Consider the following 17,513-nt stretch of genomic DNA (forward strand, 5'->3'; position numbering starts at 1 on the left):
CCGTTTTGTGGCGACGGAGTGGTCGGAGATGGTGTGCTGGCCCGGCGAGGCGTCACCGCGGCCGGGTAGGAGGCCGGTTGCCGTTTCGCGGCAACCGGGTCAGAACGGTGGTTTCTCGGTACGGGGTGTGTGCAGAGGCGGAGGCGTGCTGTCGTAGGTCTGGCCGGTCGGTGTGGTGATCGTCAGGGTTCCGTCCGGTGCCAGCCGGTAGATCCACCCGGGTTCGTCCTTGAGCCGATGGTCGCGGCGGCAGAAGTCGATGAGGTCGCCGACGTCGGTGTTTCCCTGGAACTGCCACGGGATGGAGTGGTCGAGATCGCAAGCCTGAGCGGGCCGGTGGCACCCTGGTCTTCGGCATTCGCGGTCGCGGACCCGGACGAACTCGTCAAGGCCGGCCGTCGGGCGATACCGGTCCCGGCCGAGATCTGTGACCTGACCGGACAGCGGGTCCGTGATGATCCGCCGCAGCACCGTATTGGGTCCGCTCGCGATGTGGCGCGCCAGTGACGCCGGGATGTGGCCGTGCCCGGCCATTTCCGCCGGGTCGTCGTTGAGACCGAGGTAGGTGAAGAGGTCCATATAAAGGAAGACTTCGGCGCGTTCACTTTTCCCGCCGCTGCCGCTCAACAGGAGGTCGAGGGCGACGTCGGCGCGAAGCTGGTCCAGAGTGCGGGTCTCGTCGCCGGTCTTGAGCGCGCGGGCCTCCCGGTTGATCCGGTTGTAGGCGGCGGTGACCTTCTCCACCGGGCCGTCCTCGATCTCCAGCGAGGCCACCCCAGCCTCACCCTGACTCACCACGAGCCGGCGGCCTTCGCGGGCCTGCTCGCAGCGCTTGTCCGCGCCCTCACGATCCACAGTCGTGGCCGCGTGGTTCGCCGCTTTGCGGATCTGGTCGGCATTCTTGCCGGGCAATCGGTCTTCCAGCAAGGCGTCGGCGGCGCGCGCGTGCTCGTCGGACAGCCACGCTGTGGCCGTCACGACTTTCATCGCGCCGAACCCGTCCACTTGGCCCTTGTCCATCAAACCCAGGGTTCGGGGCAGCCTGGTGGTCAACGCCTCGGCAGCGGCGACCAGCCCGGCCGCGTACTTGTCGCCCACCGACAGGGCGAACGCGACTTCCTGAGTGACGCTATTCGCGCCTTCGCGATGCCGGTTCAGCTGGGACAGGGCACGGTAACGGATCGCTTCCAGCCGGGCGATGCCCGCCGACGCCGCTTTCGCGAGGGTGACGGATTCGTTGTCGTCCAACGAATCCGCGGCCGTATTGATGCCGTTCAGGTTCTTGGGGTCGGTGATTTCCTCGAGTAGCGCCACAGCGGTGGCTCGGTATGTGTCCACCCGATGAACCTACAACTCCCCACCGACAGTTCTGGATCATGCGGCTGCCGCCACTGTCGCCGATAATCGGTAATGTCATTCGTGGCAAGGGAAATCTGGGATATGCGCGTTCGCTCGTTAGTGGTAAGCAGTGCGCAGACGGGATTTCTTGAGCGCTGTTCTCGGGATCGGGGCTTCTTGTATTGCCGGGTGATGGTCGCCGGTGTGTCGACCGTTGTCGCGCTGTGTGAGTGCTCCCTGGCTTGTGCGAGAGGTCGTTGCCGTTTTGCGGTAACGGCACCGATGTGTTGTCTTCGGTCACGCGACTTTGGAGCGTTTCAAGGATCCCGCAGGCAGTCGTTGCCGAATTCCGGCAACGGAGGCCCTGGCACCAGCCCACAAGCCCCACCGCTCCGAGCCACGGTCTGTCACCTCGGCGACCCGCGACCGGCCGGGGCATACTGGCGGACGTGACCGAACGCCCTCATGTCCTCCTGTCCGCCGCGGTCTCCCTGGACGGCTACCTCGACGACGCGACCGACACCCGGCTGGTGCTGTCCAACGACGAGGACTGGGCCAGGGTGGACGGTCTGCGCGCGGCGTCGGACGCGATCCTCGTCGGCGCGAACACGGTCCGCGCGGACAATCCTCGGCTGCTGGTCCGCTCTTCGGAGCTCGTCGCGAAAAGGGTCGCGGAAGGACGACCGGAGCAGCCGGTCAAGGTCACCCTCACGCGGAGTGGGTCACTCGATCCGGCGGCACAGTTCTTCACCGTCGGTGATGCGGAGAAACTCGTCTACGCCCCGCCCGGCGTCGTCACGGGAGTGAAGGCGACCGTCGTCGAACTGTCCAGCCTACGCGAAATGCTGGCGGATCTCTTCGCGCGCGGGGTGCGGCGGCTGATGGTCGAAGGCGGGGGCGCGATCCACACCCAGTTCCTCACCGAGGGCCTGGTCGACGAACTGCACCTGGCCATCGCGCCGTTCTTCGTCGGTGACCCGCGGGCGCCGCGCTTCGCCGGTGAAGGCGCTTTTCCGCGTGGGCTGACGCTGACCAGCACGACGAGGCTGGGTGACATCGCCGTACTGGAGTACCACGCGACGCCGGAACCGTCCGAAGTGGACATATTACGGCTGCGCGAGGCCATCGCTCTGGCCGAGAACTGCCCGCCGCGCACGTTCCGCGTCGGCGCCGTCATCACCGCCGCCGACGGCGAAGTGATTTCCACCGGTTACTCGGGCGACGGCGATTCCGCCAACCACGCGGAAGAAGCCGCCCTCGCCAAGCTCGAACCGGGAGATCCGAGACTGGCGGAGGCGACGATGTACACGTCGCTGGAGCCGTGCAGCTCGCGGACGTCACATCCGCGAAGCTGCACCCAGCTCATCCTCGACGCCGGCATTCCTCGCGTCGTTTTCGCCTGGCGCGAGCCGTCGGTGTTCGTCGACTGCGTCGGCGCCGAAACGCTGGAGGCGGCCGGACGCCGGGTGATCGAGGTATCCGCCCTCGCCGCCGACGTCCGCCGCGCGAACACCCACATTCCGGGTGTCCACCTCTGATCTACTTGCAGGCGTCGCAGCAGCCGCAGCCCAGACCCGTGCACGCCGAGCAGCAACCGTGGCGAAGCACGACCTTCAACAGACGCTTGATCATCGCTGTCCTCCCGATCATTGACGTCCCACCGCCCTTGTCACGCTAAGTTCTGCGCATAGGACAGTGGTACCGCCGGGAGTGCCATGGCGCTGCTCCAGCGGGTGACGTCAGGACTCGAGGTCGCCCTCCAGTGAGAGGTAGACCTCGCGCAGCTGAGCCAAAAGATCGGCGTCCGGCTCCGCCCAGAGCCCACGGTCGGCCGCCTCGTTCAGCCGTTCGATGATGCCGCGCAACGCCCACGGGTTGGCCTGGCGCAGGAACTCCTGGTTGACCTCGTCGAGCACGTAGGACTCGGTGAGCTTCTCGTACATCCAGTCGCCGACCACTCCGGCCGTGGCGTCGAAACCGAAGAGGTAGTCGACGGTCGCGGCCAGTTCGAAAGCTCCCTTGTAGCCGTGCTTGCGCATCGCCGCCAGCCAGCGCGGGTTGACCACGCGGGCACGGAAGACGCGGGCGGTCTCCTCGCCGAGGGTGCGCGTGCGGACCGCGTCCGGGGTGGTGCTGTCGCCGACGTAGGACGCGGGCGCGGTGCCGGTGAGCGCGCGGACCGTCGCGATCATCCCGCCGTGGTACTGGAAGTAGTCGTCGGAGTCGGCGATGTCGTGTTCGCGGGTGTCGGTGTTCTTGGCCGCGACCACGATCCGCTTGTACGAGTTCTCCATGTCCTCGCGCGCGGGCCTGCCGTCGAGGTCGCGGCCGTAGGCGAAACCACCCCAGACCGCGTAGACCTCGGCGAGATCCTTGTCGTCGCGCCAGTTCCCGGAATCCATCAGCGGCAGCAGGCCCGCGCCGTACGCGCCGGGCTTGGAACCGAAGATCCTCGTGGTGGCACGGCGTTCGTCACCGTGCGCGGCCAGATCCGCGCGGGTGTGGGCGCGGACGAAGTTCTGCTCGTCCGGTTCGTCGAGGTTCGCCACCAGGCGGACGGCGTCGTCCATCAGGGTGATCACATGCGGGAAGGCGTCGCGGAAGAAACCACTGATCCGCACGGTGACGTCGATCCGCGGGCGGCCGAGTTCGGCGAGCGGGATGGCCTCGATCCCGGTGACCCGCCGGGAGGCCTCGTCCCAGACCGGCTGGACACCCAGCAGGGCAAGGACTTCCGCCGCGTCGTCGCCCGACGTGCGCATGGCCGACGTGCCCCACACCGAGAGACCGACCGAACGCGGCCAGTCGCCCGTGTCCTCCTTGTAGCGGCGGAGAAGCGAGTCGGCGAGCGCCTGCCCGGTCTCCCAGGCGAGACGGCTCGGAATGGCCTTCGGGTCGACCGTGTAGAAGTTGCGGCCGGTCGGCAGCACGTTGATCAGGCCGCGCAGGGGGGAACCGCTGGGCCCGGCCGGGATGTAGCCACCGTCGAGCGCGTGCAGCACGGCGTCGATCTCGGCGCCGGTGCCCGCGAGCCGCGGCACGATCTCGGTGGCGGCGAAGGTCAGTACGCGGGCGACCTCCTGGTGTTCCGGTACGTCGGCGACGACCTCCGCGACCGCGCTGGGGGACCAGTCCCTGGCTTCCATCGCCACGACGAGCGACCGGGCTTTCTGCTCGATGGCGTCCACTTCGGACAGTGGAGCGTCGCTGTTCTCCTTGAGCCCCAACGCGGAACGCAGACCGGGAACGGCGCCCTGTTTGCCGCCCCACATCTGCTGGGCACGCAGCATCGCGAGCACGAGGTTGATCCGCGCCTCGCCTTCCGGTGCGGCGCCGAGGATGTGCAGGCCGTCGCGGATCTGCGCGTCCTTGACCTCGCACAGCCAGCCGTCGATGTGCAGCAGGAAGTCGTCGAACTCGGCGTCGTGCGGACGTTCCTCGACACCGAGGTCGTGATCCAGTTTCGCGGCCTGGATCAGCGTCCAGATCTGCGCGCGGACCGCGGGCAGCTTCGCCGGGTCCATCGCGGCGATGTTGGCGTGCTCGTCGAGAAGCTGCTCCAGGCGGGCCATGTCGCCGTAGCTTTCGGCGCGAGCCATCGGCGGGATCAGGTGGTCGACGATCGTGGCGTGCGCACGCCGTTTCGCCTGCGCGCCCTCGCCCGGGTCGTTGATCAGGAACGGGTAGATCAGCGGCAGGTTGCCCAGGACGGCGTCCGGCGCGCAGGAGTCCGACAGCCCCGCGGTCTTGCCGGGAAGCCATTCCAGCGAACCGTGTTTGCCGAGGTGGACGACGGCGTGCGCGCCGAACTCCTCTTCCAGCCAGCGGTACGCGGCCAGGTAGTGGTGGCTCGGCGGGAGGTCCGGGTTGTGATAGATCGCCACCGGGTTCTCGCCGAAACCGCGCGGCGGCTGGATCATCAGGATGACGTTGCCGGACTGCAGGGACGCCAGCACGATGTCGCCGTTGTCGACGTAGAGCTCACCGGGCGCGGGGCCCCAATGCTCTTCCATGCCCTCGCGCAGTTCCGCGGGCAGCTCGGCGAACCACGCGCGGTACTTGTCGGCCGGGACGCGGATCGGGTTGCCGGACAGCTGTTCCTCGGTGAGCCACTCCGGATCCTGGCCGCCCGCGGCGATGAGCGCGTGGATCAGCGCGTCACCGTCGGGCTGGTCGGTGCCGGTGGGCTCGACGCCGGGGAACGGGTCCTCGCCGAGGTCGTAGCCGCGCTCGCGCATACGGCGCAGCAGCTCGATCGCCGACGCGGGCGTGTCGAGGCCGACGGCGTTGCCGACGCGCGAGTGCTTCGTCGGGTACGCGGACAGCATCAGCGCGATCTTGCGCTCCGGAGGCGGCGTATGCCGCAAACGGGCGTGCGCCAGCGCGATCTTCGCGACGCGGGACGCGCGCTCGGCGTCCGGCACGTACTTCGGGAGGCCGTCGTCGTCGATCTCCTTGAACGAGAACGGGACGGTGATGAGGCGGCCGTCGAACTCGGGGACGGCCATCTGGTTGCCCGCGTCGAGCGGGGAGAGGCCGTCGTCGTTCGCGGACCACGTCTCGCGATCGCTGGTGAGGCAGAGGGCCTGGAGGATCGGGATGTCCAGCGCGGCCATCTCGGCGACGTCCCACGCCTCGTCGTCCCCGCCGGCACCGACCTCGGACGGCTTGGTGCCGCCGGCGGCCAGCACGGTGACCAGGAGCGCGTCGGCCTTGGCCAGCTCGGCCATCATCTCCGGCTCGCGGGTGCGCAGGGACGCGCAGTGGATCGGGAGCGCGCGGCCCCCGGCGTCCTCGACGGCGTCGGACAGGGCGTGGACGAACTCGGTGTTGCCGGACAGGTGATGCGCCCGGTAGTAGAGGATCGCGATGACCGGACCCTCGGTGGTCTTGGGCGTGCGCTCGAGGACACCCCAGAGCGGCTGCACCGCGGGCGGCTCGAAGCCGTCACCCGTCAGAAGGAGTGTGTCGCTCAGGAAGCGGTGCAGCTGGGTGAGGTTCTCCGGCCCGCCCTGCGCGAGGTACGCGTGCGCCTCCGCCGCCGTGCCCGCCGGGACCGTGGACAGCTTCATGAGCTGCGCGTCCGGTGTCTGCTCGCCACCGAGGACCACCACGTGCGCGCCGCTCGCGCGGACCGTGTCGAGCCCCTCCTGCCAGCTGCGTTCGGAACCGAGGATCCGGACGACGACGATCGGGGCGCCTTCGAGCAGGGCAGGCAGCTCCGCCAGGTCGAGCCGGGCGGGGTTCGCCAGCCGGTACTCGGCCTCGCTGGAACGGGCGCTGAGCAGGTCGGTGTCCGAAGTGGACAGAAGCAGGATCACAGCAGTCCTCACTCGGGGTGTCCGCGCCCCGGGTCGTGCGGTCGCGCCGGCCGGAGTTCCTGGCTTCCCCGCCTTGCTCAGGCGGGGTGACAGTGGCGGGACCGCCCCGGACTCTCACCGGGTTCCTCCACCTGCCGACGCGTGGGTTCGGACTTCACTCTCCGGTGCGGTCCGGCGGGAGTCAAGGTGATGTGCAGCCGGAGTCGGAGTCGTCACCCCAGCGAGGAGATGATCTGCTCACGGTGATCGGCTTGTGGTCAGCGGCAGCGCAGTCACGCGCTTCCGTCGAAGTCCCTGAGGGCCTGCTCTCGCAGCGAAACGACTGCTTCGGCGAGGTCCACCGGATCCACGGTCGCGGCCCAGTCCCGGATGAGCTCGGACCGTCGGCGAACGACCTGTTTCTCCTCGTCGCGGATGATGGCCGCCTGAGCGAACTCCTGGGCGTCGACGGCCGCTGCCTTGCGTCGCCGATATTCGACGATCTGCGAAGTCAGCAGGTCGATCTCGGCGGGCGGTTCGGTGGGGCCGCGTACCGGGAGGCTGCCCCAGACGGCGTTCTCGTCGAGGACGGGAGCCCAGATCCGGGCGTAAGCCTCCCGTATCCGTTCCTCCGTCACACCGTGTTCGCCCAGCACGCGGGCCGGCCCGCCGTCGGCCGACAGCAGTCCGGTGACCAGCTCCACCCAACCGGAAGACCGCAGCACTTCGCGGACTTCGGCGGTGACGGGATGGCCATCCACGGTCTCGACGGCAGGCGACGCATCCGCGTGAGCCGCTTTCTCCAGTTGCCACACGAGGACGTCACGGGAAATCCCCAACGCGCCGGGCAGGGCGTACCCGACGCCGTCGTCGAGGAGGGCGAGCAGCAGTTCCTCGCCGCCGATTCGGTCGTGTCCCAGCCGGACGGCGTGGGCGTGCGCCCGCTCCAGCATGCTCACGCGGAGCGCTCCGACGAAGAGTCACCGATCCGCGGGAAGGGCGCGGTGGAGAAGATGATCTCCACCGCGACCTCGAAGAACTCCGCGATCCGCAACGCGAGGTAGAGGCTCGGGCTGTACTCGCCGCGTTCGAGGTAGCCGATGGTCTGGTAGTGCACGCCCAGCGCATCGGCGAGCTCGCGGCGGGAGATGCCCCGTTCCGCCCGTAACATCGCGATCCGGTTGTAAACGACCTCGCTCATGAACTAGCCAATTCGCTGCATCGCCTTTTCCCGTCGTGCCGCCACCGAGGACCCGGACTCGCGCCGCGCCATGCGCCGCAGGACGACCGGGGCCAGCACCAATCCGATCACGGCCCACGCGGTCAGCACGCCGAGGGTCTCCCATGGGCGCCACGACTGTCCGATCTCGATGATCACCGTCGAGTCCGGCAGCAGTGCCGACCGCATGCCGAGGCCGAGCCAGTACATCGGGAACACCTGCGCGATGTACTGCAACCATTCCGGCAGCGCGGTGATGGGGTAGAAGATCCCGGAGATCGCCCCGAGTCCCAGCACCGGCAGCATGATCAAGCCGATGCTGCGGGCATTGCTGGTCAGTGAGCCGAAGACGGCGCCGATCGGCATGGTCGCGACCAGGCCGATCACCAGGACCCACAGCAGGCTCAGCCACGACGACCAGCCGCCCGGCGCGATGCCGTCGAACAGGAACAGGCTGGGGATCAGCACCAGGAGTATCCCGATGACGGTGCCGAAGGAGACCGACACGACCTTGCCGACCAGGTAGCCGATCATGCCGTTCGGCGTGGCCTTGGCCCGCAGGAGGGTTCCGTCCTCGCGTTCGACCGCCAGGACGCCCGCCATCCCGAGCATGCCGCTGAACACGATCGACGCGCCCAGCACGCTCGGCACGGTGGCGGCGCCCAGTGAGAAGTCCGTCCCGGGGAGTTTCGAGTCCCGCATGAAGAACATGACGATCACGAAGATGACCGGGAACATGAAGATGTTGAACAGGTCTTCGCGGTTGGTCAGGGTCTGGCGGGTTTCGAGCCAGCCCCGGGTCATACCGAGCCGGACGCTGTGCTGGATCGCGTTCATGGCGCGCTCACCTCCACGAGCGGGGATTCCGCCTGGCGGACCAGGGTCATGTACGTGTCTTCGAGCGACGCCCGCCGGACCTCCAGGTCGGCGATGGCGTCCCCGTGCTGTTTGAACAGTTCGTGCACGTACTTCGTCGATTCGGTGGTCGAGTGCACGAACCGCTGGCCGTCCAGTGTCCAGCGCACCTCGGCCTCGCCGGCGATCTGCCTGCTCAGCGCGTCGGCCGAACCGTCGGCGACGATGCGGCCGTGGTTCAGGATCAGGATCCGGTCGGCCAGCTTCTCGGCCTCGTCGAGGTCGTGGGTGGTCAGCAGGATCGTCGTGTCGTCGTCATCGGTCAGCCGGTGCACGAGTTCGTGGAACTCGCGTCGTGCCTCCGGGTCCAGTCCGGCGGTCGGCTCGTCGAGGAACAGCAGTTCCGGACGGCCGACGATGCCGATCGCGACGTCGAGACGGCGCCGTTGTCCCCCCGAGAGCATCCGGACCCTCTTGTCCGCGTGCTCGGTCAGGCCGACCGCGGCGATCAGTTCGTCCGGATCCCACGGCCGCTTGATGCGGTCCGTGGAGTACGGCGCGTAGTAGCCGCCGAGGTGCTCCAGTAGTTCGCGCACCCGCCATTTCGCGTGGTCGCGCCAGGCCTGGAGGACGACCCCCAGCCGCGCCCTCCAGTTCTCGTCCGCATGTGCCGGGTCGGTGCCCAGCACACTGACCTCGCCTTCCGAGCGCATCCGGAAGCCTTCGAGGATCTCGATCGTCGTGGTCTTGCCCGCCCCGTTCGGGCCGAGCAGGCAGATCACCTCGCCACGGTGCGCGGTGAAGTCCACGCCGTGGAGGACGTCGTTCGTCCCGTAGCGCATCCGAAGATCTTTGACGGAGATCATCACGTCGTGTGGATCTCTCATTGGTCACCCCCATCTCAGTGCTGCGATCGAATGTAGCATACCTACTACATATGATCTGAGACATACTCCCACCCGAAACGGCCATCTACAGTGAGCGCATGTCCGCGAGCGCACGTGTCCGAGCCGACGCGTGCCCTGGTGTTTTCGCCACGCACGACGCCGCCGACGGTCCGCTCGCCCGTATCCGGCTGCCCGGCGGCGCGATAACGCGGGCCCAGTTCGGGGCGCTCGCGGACGCCGCGGACGACCTCGGCGACGGCGCCCTGCACCTGACCTCTCGCGGCAACGTGCAGCTGCGCGGCGTCACCCGTCCCGGTCTCGCGAGCAGACTCGTCGCGGCCGGGCTCCTGCCCTCGCCATCGCACGAACGCGTCCGCAACATCCTCGCCTCGCCGGTGAGCGACGTCGCCCAGGAACTCGCCGCCGCTCTCGACAAGGCCCTGTGCGCCGTCCCCGAGCTGGCCGGACTCCCGGGACGTTTCCTTTTCGCCTTCGACGGCGGCCAAGGTGACGTCGCCGGAGAAGGCGCCGACGTCTGCTGGCGCGACGGCGCGGTGCTGCTCGCCGGCGAAGACACCGGTCTGCGCGTCCCCGCCGAGCACGCCGTCGAAGCGTTGCTCTCGGTTGCCGGCGCGTTTCTTCGAACGAGGGGAACCGCTTGGCGGGTCGGCGAACTGCCCGACACGGGGCCGCTGCTCGAAGGCGTACCAGGCAAAACCGGGGAGCCGCGGAGGTTCGCGGTGAATCCCGGCCTCCCCATCGGACCGATCGGCGAAGCGATCGTGGTCGCCCCTGTCTTCGGAAGGCTGACCTCGGCTCAGGCTCGGGCGATCGCGAAGGCCGGGGACGCCGTGGTCACCCCATGGCGGTCGATCCTGGTCCGCGGCGCGCTCGAAGCGGGCACCGGGCTGGTCGCCGATCCGGGCGCGCCGTCGCTCGGGGTCAGTGCCTGCATCGGACGACCGGGTTGCGCGAAGTCGCTCGCCGACGTCCGGGCCGACGCGGCGAAGGTCGGCAGGACGCCGAGGGTTCATTTCGCCGGCTGTGAACGGCGATGCGGGAAGCCCGCTCGCGAGCACGTCGACGTGCTCGCGACGGGGGACGGTTATCTGGTCGACGGGGCGTTCGTCCCGGTCGGCGAGCTGGCGGAGACGTTGGCGACGAAGGACAGTGCCGAATTGAAGGGGCAGCAGTGATCGACTACATCCGGGACGGGGCCGAGATCTACCGGCATTCGTTCGCCACCATCCGTGAGGAGGCGGATCTCGCGATCCTGCCCGGCGACGTCGCGGTGCTGGCCGTGCGGATGATCCACGCCTGCGGAATGGTCGACCTGGTCGACGACCTCCGTTACAGCCTGGACGTGGTGGAGTCCGGCCGCGCCGCGCTCGAAGCGGGCGCGCCGATCCTGTGCGACGCGAACATGATCGCCTCCGGGGTGACCCGCAAACGTTTGCCTGCGGCCAACGAGGTGCTGTGCACGCTGTCCGACCCGAAGGTGCCGGGGCTGGCGGAGCGGATGGGCACCACCCGGTCCGCGGCCGCGCTGGAGCTGTGGCGAGACAAGCTGCCCGGTTCCGTGGTGGCGATCGGCAACGCGCCCACCGCGTTGTTCCGGCTGCTGGAACTGCTCGACGAGGGGGTCGGTGCCCCGGCGGCGATCATCGGGGTCCCGGTGGGCTTCATCGGGGCCGCCGAGTCCAAAGTGGAGCTCGTGAAGCGGGCACCCGCGCCGTATCTGGTGGTGCACGGACGTCGCGGCGGCAGCGCGATGGCCGTGGCCGCGATCAACGCGATGGCGAGTGAGGTCGAATGAGCGGGCTCGGGAAACTCTGGGGTGTCGGGCTCGGGCCCGGTGACCCGGAACTGATGACGGTCAAGGCCGCGCGGCTGATCGGCGAGGCCGACGTCATCGCCTATCACAGCGCGCGGCACGGCCGGAGCATCGCGCGTTCGGTCGCCGAACCGTATCTGCGGGACGGTCAGGTCGAGGAGAAGCTGGTCTACCCGGTCACCACCGAGACCACCGACCACCCCGGCGGCTACGAAGGCGCCATCGCCGACTTCTACGAGCTGAGCGCGAAACGGCTCGCCGAACACCTCGACGCCGGCCGCGACGTCGTCGTGCTCTGCGAAGGCGACCCGTTCTTCTACGGCTCCTACATGTACATGCACGAGCGGCTCGCCGACCGCTACGAGGCGACCGTGGTGCCCGGCGTGACGTCGGTCAGCGCGGCGTCGTCGGTGCTCGGCCGCCCATTGGTGCAGCGCGACGAGGTCCTCACCATCCTGCCCGGCACGTTGCCCGCGCCGGAACTCGCGCGGCGACTGGCCGACACGCAGGCCGCGGCGGTGCTGAAACTCGGCCGCACGTTCGGCAACGTCCGCGAGGCGCTGGCCGAAGCCGGGAAACTGGACGATGCCTTCTACATCGAACGGGCGACCTGGCAGGCGCAGCGCGTCGAGCCGTTCGCCGACGTCGACCCGGAGTCGGTGCCGTACTTCTCGCTGGCGTTGCTGCCCAGCCCCGCCTACGCCTCCCGGCTCGCCGACGAACCGGAAGTCCCCCGGGAGCGGGAAACGCACACCGGCGGTGAAGTCGTGGTCGTCGGCCTCGGCCCGGCGGGCCCCGGCTGGCTGACCCCCGAGGCGACCGAGGCACTGGCCGCGGCGGAGCACATCGTCGGCTACGGCCCGTACGTCGCGCGGGTGCCGCAGCGCGCGGGCCAGCAGCGGCACGCGTCGGGCAACCGCGTCGAGGCCGAACGTGCCGTCGAAGCGCTGGAGCTGGCCGCGAACGGCGCCAAGGTCGCCGTCGTCTCGTCGGGTGATCCCGGTGTGTTCGCGATGGCGTCGGCGGTGCTGGAGCAGGTCGCCGCCGGGCACGGCAAGGGTTCGCGGGTGCGGATCGTGCCGGGGGTGACCGCCGCGCAGGCGGCGGCGTCCCGGGTCGGCGCGCCGCTGGGCCACGACTACTGCGTGCTTTCGCTGTCCGACCGGCTCAAGCCGTGGGAGATCATCGAACGACGGCTCGACGCGGCGGGCGCGGCGGATCTGGTGCTCGCGTTGTACAACCCGGCGTCGCGCACGCGGACCACGCAGCTCGCGCAGGCCCGCGAAGTCCTGCTCCGGCACCGCGCGCCGGAGACCCCGGTCGTCGTCGCCCGTGACGTCGGCGGGCCCGAGGAGGACATCCGCGTGGTCACCCTCGGCACCCTGGAGCCGTCGGAAGTGGACATGCGCTGCCTGCTGATCGTGGGTTCGTCGAAGACCCGCGCCGAGAACGGCGTCGTCTGGACGCCGCGCACCTACGAATAACGGCCCAACCCGGCGTTGCGCGCCTGGGTGAGCAGGACTTCGCGGTCGTCCGTGCCGACCTTGGCGTGGACGGCCGAGAGGACGTTGCGGACGGTTTTGGGCGCGAGCCCCAGCCGCCGCGCGACGGCCGGGATCCCCAGCCCGCCTGCCAGCAGGTCGAGCACCTCGTGTTCGCGTGCGGTCAGCTGCGGGAAGACCTGGATCGGCCGCGACGCGTTCAGCAGACCGTAAAGCCGGTTCGCGGCGTGCTCGCCGAAGACGACGGCACCCGCCGCGACCCCGTGGATGGCGCGGACCAGGTCTTCGGGTCCCGCCGTCCTGGCCAGGACGCCGCGGGCACCCGCGCGGATCGCGGCGACCCACGTCTCGTTGTCGCCGGGCGGGGTCAGCACGAGCACGGCGGTGCCCGGGAAGCGCGACGACACTTCGCGTGTCACGGTGAGCCCGTCGAGTGAAGGGGGCCGGACGAGCAGGACGAGGACGTCCGGACGCAGGGCGGTCGCGTGCGAAATCGCTTCGCGTTCGTCGGGGGAGTGGGCGACGACGTCCAGCTCTGGGGACATCGGCGGCTCGGGGACACCCGCGAAGACGACGGTCACCACTGGGGTTCGAATCGGCACGTCTCGGTTGTAACGCAGAACTTTTGTACAGTGTCCGGCCGTTTTCGGTGAACAATGTCCATTCGATAACGCTTCGACGATCCGGGGGGCCTGGTGCCGAGACGCGAGCGCCCGCTGGGGCCGGGCGACGACGTCGTCGTGAGCTTCGCGGCGGATCTTCGCCTGCTTCGCGAGAAGGCCGGCGGGCCGACGTATCGCGAACTTTCCTCGCGCGCGGGCTACTCGGCGGCCGCGCTCTCGGAAGCCGCGGGCGGGCGGAAACTACCGGGGCTCGCGGTGACGACCGCGTACGTCACCGCGTGCGGCGGTGACGTCCCGGCCTGGGAGGAACGCTGGCGCGCGGTCGCCGCCGGGCTCGCGGCGACCTCCGGGGACCGTGACGACAGCGAACTCCCGTATCTCGGGCTGGCCGCGTTCCAGACGGCCGACGCCGCCCGCTTCTTCGGCCGTGAGCGCCTGGTCGGCGAGCTGACCGGCAAGCTCGCGGAACGGCGGCTCGTCGGCGTCTTCGGCGCTTCGGGTTCGGGGAAGTCGTCCGTCCTGCGAGCCGGATTGGCGGCGGCGAGTGAACGCCCGGTCGTCATCCGGACGCCGGGAGCGCATCCACTCGCGGAGGAGCTCGACGCCGGGGGACGGCTGCTGATCGTCGACCAGTTCGAAGAGGTCTACACCCTCTGCCGGGACCAGGACGAACGCGAGAAGTTCGTCGACGCGCTGCTCGCGCTCGCCCGCGACGAGCACGGGACGCGGGTCGTCCTCGGTGTCCGCGCGGACTTCTACGGTCACCTCTGCCGTCACGCCGGTCTGGTCGAGGCGCTCACCGACGCGCAGGTGATGGTCGGCCCGATGACCGCCGACGAACTCCGCACCGCGATCGTCGAACCCGCCGTCCGCGCGGGCTGCCGGGTCGAAGCGGCGCTGGTCACCACGCTCGTCGCCGACGCCACCGGCCAGCCCGCGATGCTCCCGCTGGTCTCGCACGCGCTCCTGGAGACCTGGCGGCGGCGCCAGGGGATCACGCTGACCAGCTCGGCGTACGAGTCGGCCGGCGGGATCCTCGACGCGATCGCGCGGACCGCGGAGTCGGTCTACACGGATCTGAGGCCGGATCGGCGAAGCGTCGTACGGCAGATCTTCCTGCGGCTGACCGCGCTCGGCGAAGGCACCGAAGACACGAAGCGGCGTCTCAACCGGCGCGAACTCGACGACGATCCGGCGACCACGGAGGCTCTCGAACGGCTCGCCGACGCGCGCCTTCTCGTTCTCGATCGCGACAGCGTCGAGATCGCCCACGAGGCGCTGATCCGCAGCTGGCCGCGGCTGCGCGACTGGCTCGCCGAGGACCGCGAAGGGCATCGCCTGCACCGGCAGCTGGCCGAGGCGACCGAACTGTGGGAGTCGTTGGATCGCGACAAGGGCAGCCTCTACCGCGGCACGCGGCTGGGGCTCGCGGCCGAATGGGCGGCCAGGGAGCCGGACGCGCTGAGCGCGCGCGAGCAGGAGTTCCTCCAGGCCGGGCTCGACGCCGAAGCCGAAGAGACCGCCGTCGGCCGCAAACGGACGCGAAGACTGCGAAGACTTGTCGCGCTCCTCGGCGTCTTGCTGGTCCTCGCGGGGGTCGCCGTCGGATACGCCGTCGACGCCGGGCGGACCGCCACCGACCAGCGGAACGTGGCACTCGCGCGCAAGGCCGTCGTCGACGCGAAGGCGTTGCGGGAATCGAATCCGGCACTGTCGACCCAGCTCAGCCTCGCCGCGTACCGGCTCGCGCCGATCCAGGAGACCCACGACGGCCTGCTCGCGTCCATGGCCGCGCCGTTCGCCACGCGGATGACCTTCGACCCCGGCGACCTGACCGTCGTGCTGAGCGGCCGGCTCATGATCACCTCCGACTCCTACCGGGCGACGCAGGTGTGGTCCATCGCCGATTCGCGGCGACCGGAGCTCCTCGCGACGCTGCCCGGTTCGGAGGAGGTCCGCGGCCCGCTGGCGTTCAGCCGCGACGGGCGGGCCTTGGCGACCGCGACCCGGGACCACCGGGCCCGGCTCTGGGATCTGACCGATCCGCGGCGTCCGGTGCGGAAGGCGGACGTCACCGGGCACCGCGCCGTCCTGCTCTCCCTCGATTTCAGCCCGGACGGTCGCCGTCTCGTCACGGGTTCCGTCGACCGCACCATCCAGCTCACCGACGTCGGCGATCTCGGCGCGCCGAAACCGCTCGGCCGGATCCCGGCCCCCGAACTCGAACGCGCCGTGTTCGATCCCGGCGGCACGATGCTCGCGGTCACGAACACGAACTGGACGGCGGAACTCTGGGACGTCACCGCACCGTCCGCGCCGCGACGGCGGTCCGTCCTTTCCGGACACAAGGATCTGCAGCTCACGCCGTCGTGGAGCCCGGACGGAAAGCGGCTGATCACCACGAGCTGGGATCGCACGGCGAAACTCTGGGACGTCGCCGATCCGGCGGCACCGCGGCCGCTGTCGACGCTGACCACCCCGGCCGTCGTCTGGGCGGCCGGGTTCAGCCCGAGCGGCAGGCTGGTGGTGACCGCGGGGGACGACCAGTCCGTGCGCCTGTGGGACGTCACGGGGCAGGCGAGGGAACTGCCGCCGCTGACCGGCCACACGAACGCCATCTGGTGGGCGGGCTTCTCCCCGGACGGCAAGACCATCGTGTCCACCAGCGACGACCGGACCGTCCGGCTGCAGGACGTCGGCGAACTCGCGCTGGCTTCGAGCGCGGGCTGGAACGCCGGCGCGTTCATCGAGCAGGGACGGATCCTCGTCACCGCCGGGGACGAAGTGCGGCTCTGGGCGATGGACGACGTCCGCGCGCCGAGACAGCTCTCGAAACTCCCCGGCCCGGCCACCGTCACCGCTATCGCGCTGAGCCCGGACGGGCGCGGTCTCGCGCTGGCCGCGCACGACGGCGCCGGGGTCGGCGGGGCGTTCGTGCTCCAGCGCTGGGACATCAGCGATCCGATGGCACCGAAACTCCGGGCGTCGACAGGCGTCATGCCCACCTACTCGCTCGCGTTCAGCCCGGACGGGAAGACCTTCGCCTCCGGCCACGACGACGGGCCGATCCAGCTGTGGGACATCGGCGATCCGGCTCGGTTCGCCGCACCGCGGGTCCTCCCGGTCGGCGACGGGACCGTGTGGTCGCTCGCGTTCACCCCCGACGGGCGAACGCTGGTGGCGAGCCAGGGGCTCGACACGTCCGCGGTGACGCTGTGGGACGTCGCCGACCCGAAACGGCCGAGTCTGGTGTCGACCCTGCGGCCCGACGCCGGCGCCCTGTTCAAGATGGCGCTCAGCCCCGACGGCCGCCTCGTCGTCGCGGGCGGCGACGACCGGTACCTCTACTTCTGGGACATCACCGACCGCGCGCACGCCGTGCGGCTGGCGAAACTGGGCGGGAGTCCCGAAGGCATCGGACATGTCGTGTTCGGGCCGACCGGCCGGGAGCTGGCGGCGTCGGCGTTCCGCACGGTGCGCGTGCTGGATCTGACCGATCCGCGGAATCCGGTCGAAAAGGCACAGATCAGCGGCTTCGCCGCGACGGTCAACTCGCTGGCGTACCGGCAGGACGGGCGCACGCTCGCGATCGGCGGCAACGGCGTCCAGCTGTGGCAGACGGACGCGGGCCGGGTCGGCGAGGAGATCTGCCGGCTGGCGACGCCGAGGATCACGAGGGAAGAGTGGGAGAGGTACTTTCCGGGACTCGACTACGCGCCACCGTGCGGATGAGGCCGGCCCGCTCGCCGTGGAGATCTGGCGTGCCGCTGACTGTCCACAAGGGGCGTCAGGCTTGGGTTGGAGCTTAGGTGCCTCCGTGATCCCGGCTGCGGTTGATGCCCGCTCGAGGTCCGTGAAGTCTGAGCGGGAGGCGCGCCGCGATGCGGGAGTAACTCCCTCCGTAATAAACATATAGCGCATGGGGGGACTTGCCACAAGACCCCGGTCATGCTTC

At 69.7% G+C, this 17,513-nt stretch carries 12 protein-coding genes and 1 riboswitch; of the genes, 5 read left to right on the forward strand and 7 right to left on the reverse strand.

The annotated features are described in order from the left end of the window. Positions 1 to 99: 99 nt before the first annotated feature. Positions 100 to 1,278, reverse strand: coding sequence for a DUF222 domain-containing protein (locus tag ACIHAO_RS08305; RefSeq protein ID WP_396556054.1), 1,179 nt, complete (start codon positions 1,276 to 1,278; stop codon positions 100 to 102). 509 nt (positions 1,279 to 1,787) lie between these two features. Here ACIHAO_RS08305 and ACIHAO_RS08310 point away from each other — a divergent pair. Then, a complete protein-coding gene (locus ACIHAO_RS08310) occupies positions 1,788 to 2,876 on the forward strand; it encodes a dihydrofolate reductase family protein (protein WP_396555746.1) in 1,089 nt (362 codons plus the stop codon). Between the two features lie 201 nt (positions 2,877 to 3,077). On the opposite strand, the gene cobN is transcribed toward ACIHAO_RS08310, so the two are convergent. The 5 genes from cobN to ACIHAO_RS08335 all read right to left on the reverse strand — a co-directional run bounded on the left by cobN (position 3,078) and on the right by ACIHAO_RS08335 (position 9,599). Then, positions 3,078 to 6,659, reverse strand: coding sequence for a cobaltochelatase subunit CobN (gene cobN / locus ACIHAO_RS08315; protein ID WP_396555748.1), 3,582 nt, complete (start codon positions 6,657 to 6,659; stop codon positions 3,078 to 3,080). 53 nt (positions 6,660 to 6,712) lie between these two features. Next, positions 6,713 to 6,787: riboswitch (cobalamin riboswitch) on the reverse strand. Between the two features lie 144 nt (positions 6,788 to 6,931). Next, the gene (locus tag ACIHAO_RS08320; RefSeq protein WP_396556056.1) at positions 6,932 to 7,591 is read right to left on the reverse strand and encodes a Clp protease N-terminal domain-containing protein; all 660 of its coding nucleotides are present in this window, start codon (positions 7,589 to 7,591) and stop codon (positions 6,932 to 6,934) included. A 2-nt stretch (positions 7,592 to 7,593) separates the two neighbouring features. Further along, the gene (locus tag ACIHAO_RS08325) at positions 7,594 to 7,839 is read right to left on the reverse strand and encodes a helix-turn-helix transcriptional regulator (RefSeq protein ID WP_005162705.1); all 246 of its coding nucleotides are present in this window, start codon (positions 7,837 to 7,839) and stop codon (positions 7,594 to 7,596) included. Positions 7,840 to 7,842: 3 nt separating this feature from the next. Next, positions 7,843 to 8,694, reverse strand: coding sequence for an ABC transporter permease (locus tag ACIHAO_RS08330; protein WP_396555751.1), 852 nt, complete (start codon positions 8,692 to 8,694; stop codon positions 7,843 to 7,845). After that, positions 8,691 to 9,599 carry an ABC transporter ATP-binding protein gene (locus tag ACIHAO_RS08335; RefSeq protein ID WP_396555753.1) on the reverse strand — a complete coding sequence of 303 codons (909 nt, stop codon included), beginning with the start codon at positions 9,597 to 9,599 and terminating at the stop codon, positions 8,691 to 8,693. The genes ACIHAO_RS08330 and ACIHAO_RS08335 overlap by 4 nt, the downstream gene beginning before the upstream one ends. A gap of 98 nt (positions 9,600 to 9,697) precedes the next feature. Between ACIHAO_RS08335 and ACIHAO_RS08340 the strand changes: the two genes are divergently transcribed. From ACIHAO_RS08340 to ACIHAO_RS08350, 3 genes are read left to right on the forward strand one after another with little or no spacing between them, the layout of a single operon-like run. Then, the gene (locus ACIHAO_RS08340) at positions 9,698 to 10,795 is read left to right on the forward strand and encodes a precorrin-3B synthase (RefSeq protein WP_396555755.1); all 1,098 of its coding nucleotides are present in this window, start codon (positions 9,698 to 9,700) and stop codon (positions 10,793 to 10,795) included. Then, positions 10,792 to 11,415: a precorrin-8X methylmutase gene (locus ACIHAO_RS08345; RefSeq protein WP_396555757.1), complete on the forward strand. Its 624-nt coding sequence runs from the start codon at positions 10,792 to 10,794 to the stop codon at positions 11,413 to 11,415. The genes ACIHAO_RS08340 and ACIHAO_RS08345 overlap by 4 nt, the downstream gene beginning before the upstream one ends. After that, complete coding sequence (locus ACIHAO_RS08350; RefSeq protein ID WP_396555759.1) at positions 11,412 to 12,917, forward strand: precorrin-2 C(20)-methyltransferase; 1,506 nt, start codon at positions 11,412 to 11,414, stop codon at positions 12,915 to 12,917. The genes ACIHAO_RS08345 and ACIHAO_RS08350 overlap by 4 nt, the downstream gene beginning before the upstream one ends. On the opposite strand, the gene ACIHAO_RS08355 is transcribed toward ACIHAO_RS08350, so the two are convergent. Continuing rightward, positions 12,908 to 13,537 (reverse strand): response regulator, encoded by a 630-nt coding sequence (locus tag ACIHAO_RS08355; protein ID WP_396555761.1) that lies wholly within the window; start codon positions 13,535 to 13,537, stop codon positions 12,908 to 12,910. The two genes, ACIHAO_RS08350 and ACIHAO_RS08355, sit on opposite strands and share 10 nt — an antisense overlap. A 93-nt stretch (positions 13,538 to 13,630) precedes the next feature. Between ACIHAO_RS08355 and ACIHAO_RS08360 the strand changes: the two genes are divergently transcribed. Continuing rightward, complete coding sequence (locus ACIHAO_RS08360; RefSeq protein ID WP_396555763.1) at positions 13,631 to 17,290, forward strand: hypothetical protein; 3,660 nt, start codon at positions 13,631 to 13,633, stop codon at positions 17,288 to 17,290. Positions 17,291 to 17,513 lie beyond the last annotated feature (223 nt).

This window comes from Amycolatopsis sp. NPDC052450, assembly GCF_044547565.1.
Classification (GTDB): Bacteria; Actinomycetota; Actinomycetes; order Mycobacteriales; family Pseudonocardiaceae; genus Amycolatopsis.

What these genes read in the sequence shown, in the direction of transcription:
- ACIHAO_RS08335 (WP_396555753.1), bottom strand. Translation starts at nt 9,599, where the DNA reads ATGAGAGATCCACACGACGTGATGATCTCCGTCAAAGATCTTCGGATG.
- ACIHAO_RS08350 (WP_396555759.1), top strand. Translation starts at nt 11,412, where the DNA reads ATGAGCGGGCTCGGGAAACTCTGGGGTGTCGGGCTCGGGCCCGGTGAC.
- ACIHAO_RS08330 (WP_396555751.1), bottom strand. Translation starts at nt 8,694, where the DNA reads ATGAACGCGATCCAGCACAGCGTCCGGCTCGGTATGACCCGGGGCTGG.
- ACIHAO_RS08320 (WP_396556056.1), bottom strand. Translation starts at nt 7,591, where the DNA reads ATGCTGGAGCGGGCGCACGCCCACGCCGTCCGGCTGGGACACGACCGA.
- ACIHAO_RS08340 (WP_396555755.1), top strand. Translation starts at nt 9,698, where the DNA reads ATGTCCGCGAGCGCACGTGTCCGAGCCGACGCGTGCCCTGGTGTTTTC.
- ACIHAO_RS08325 (WP_005162705.1), bottom strand. Translation starts at nt 7,839, where the DNA reads ATGAGCGAGGTCGTTTACAACCGGATCGCGATGTTACGGGCGGAACGG.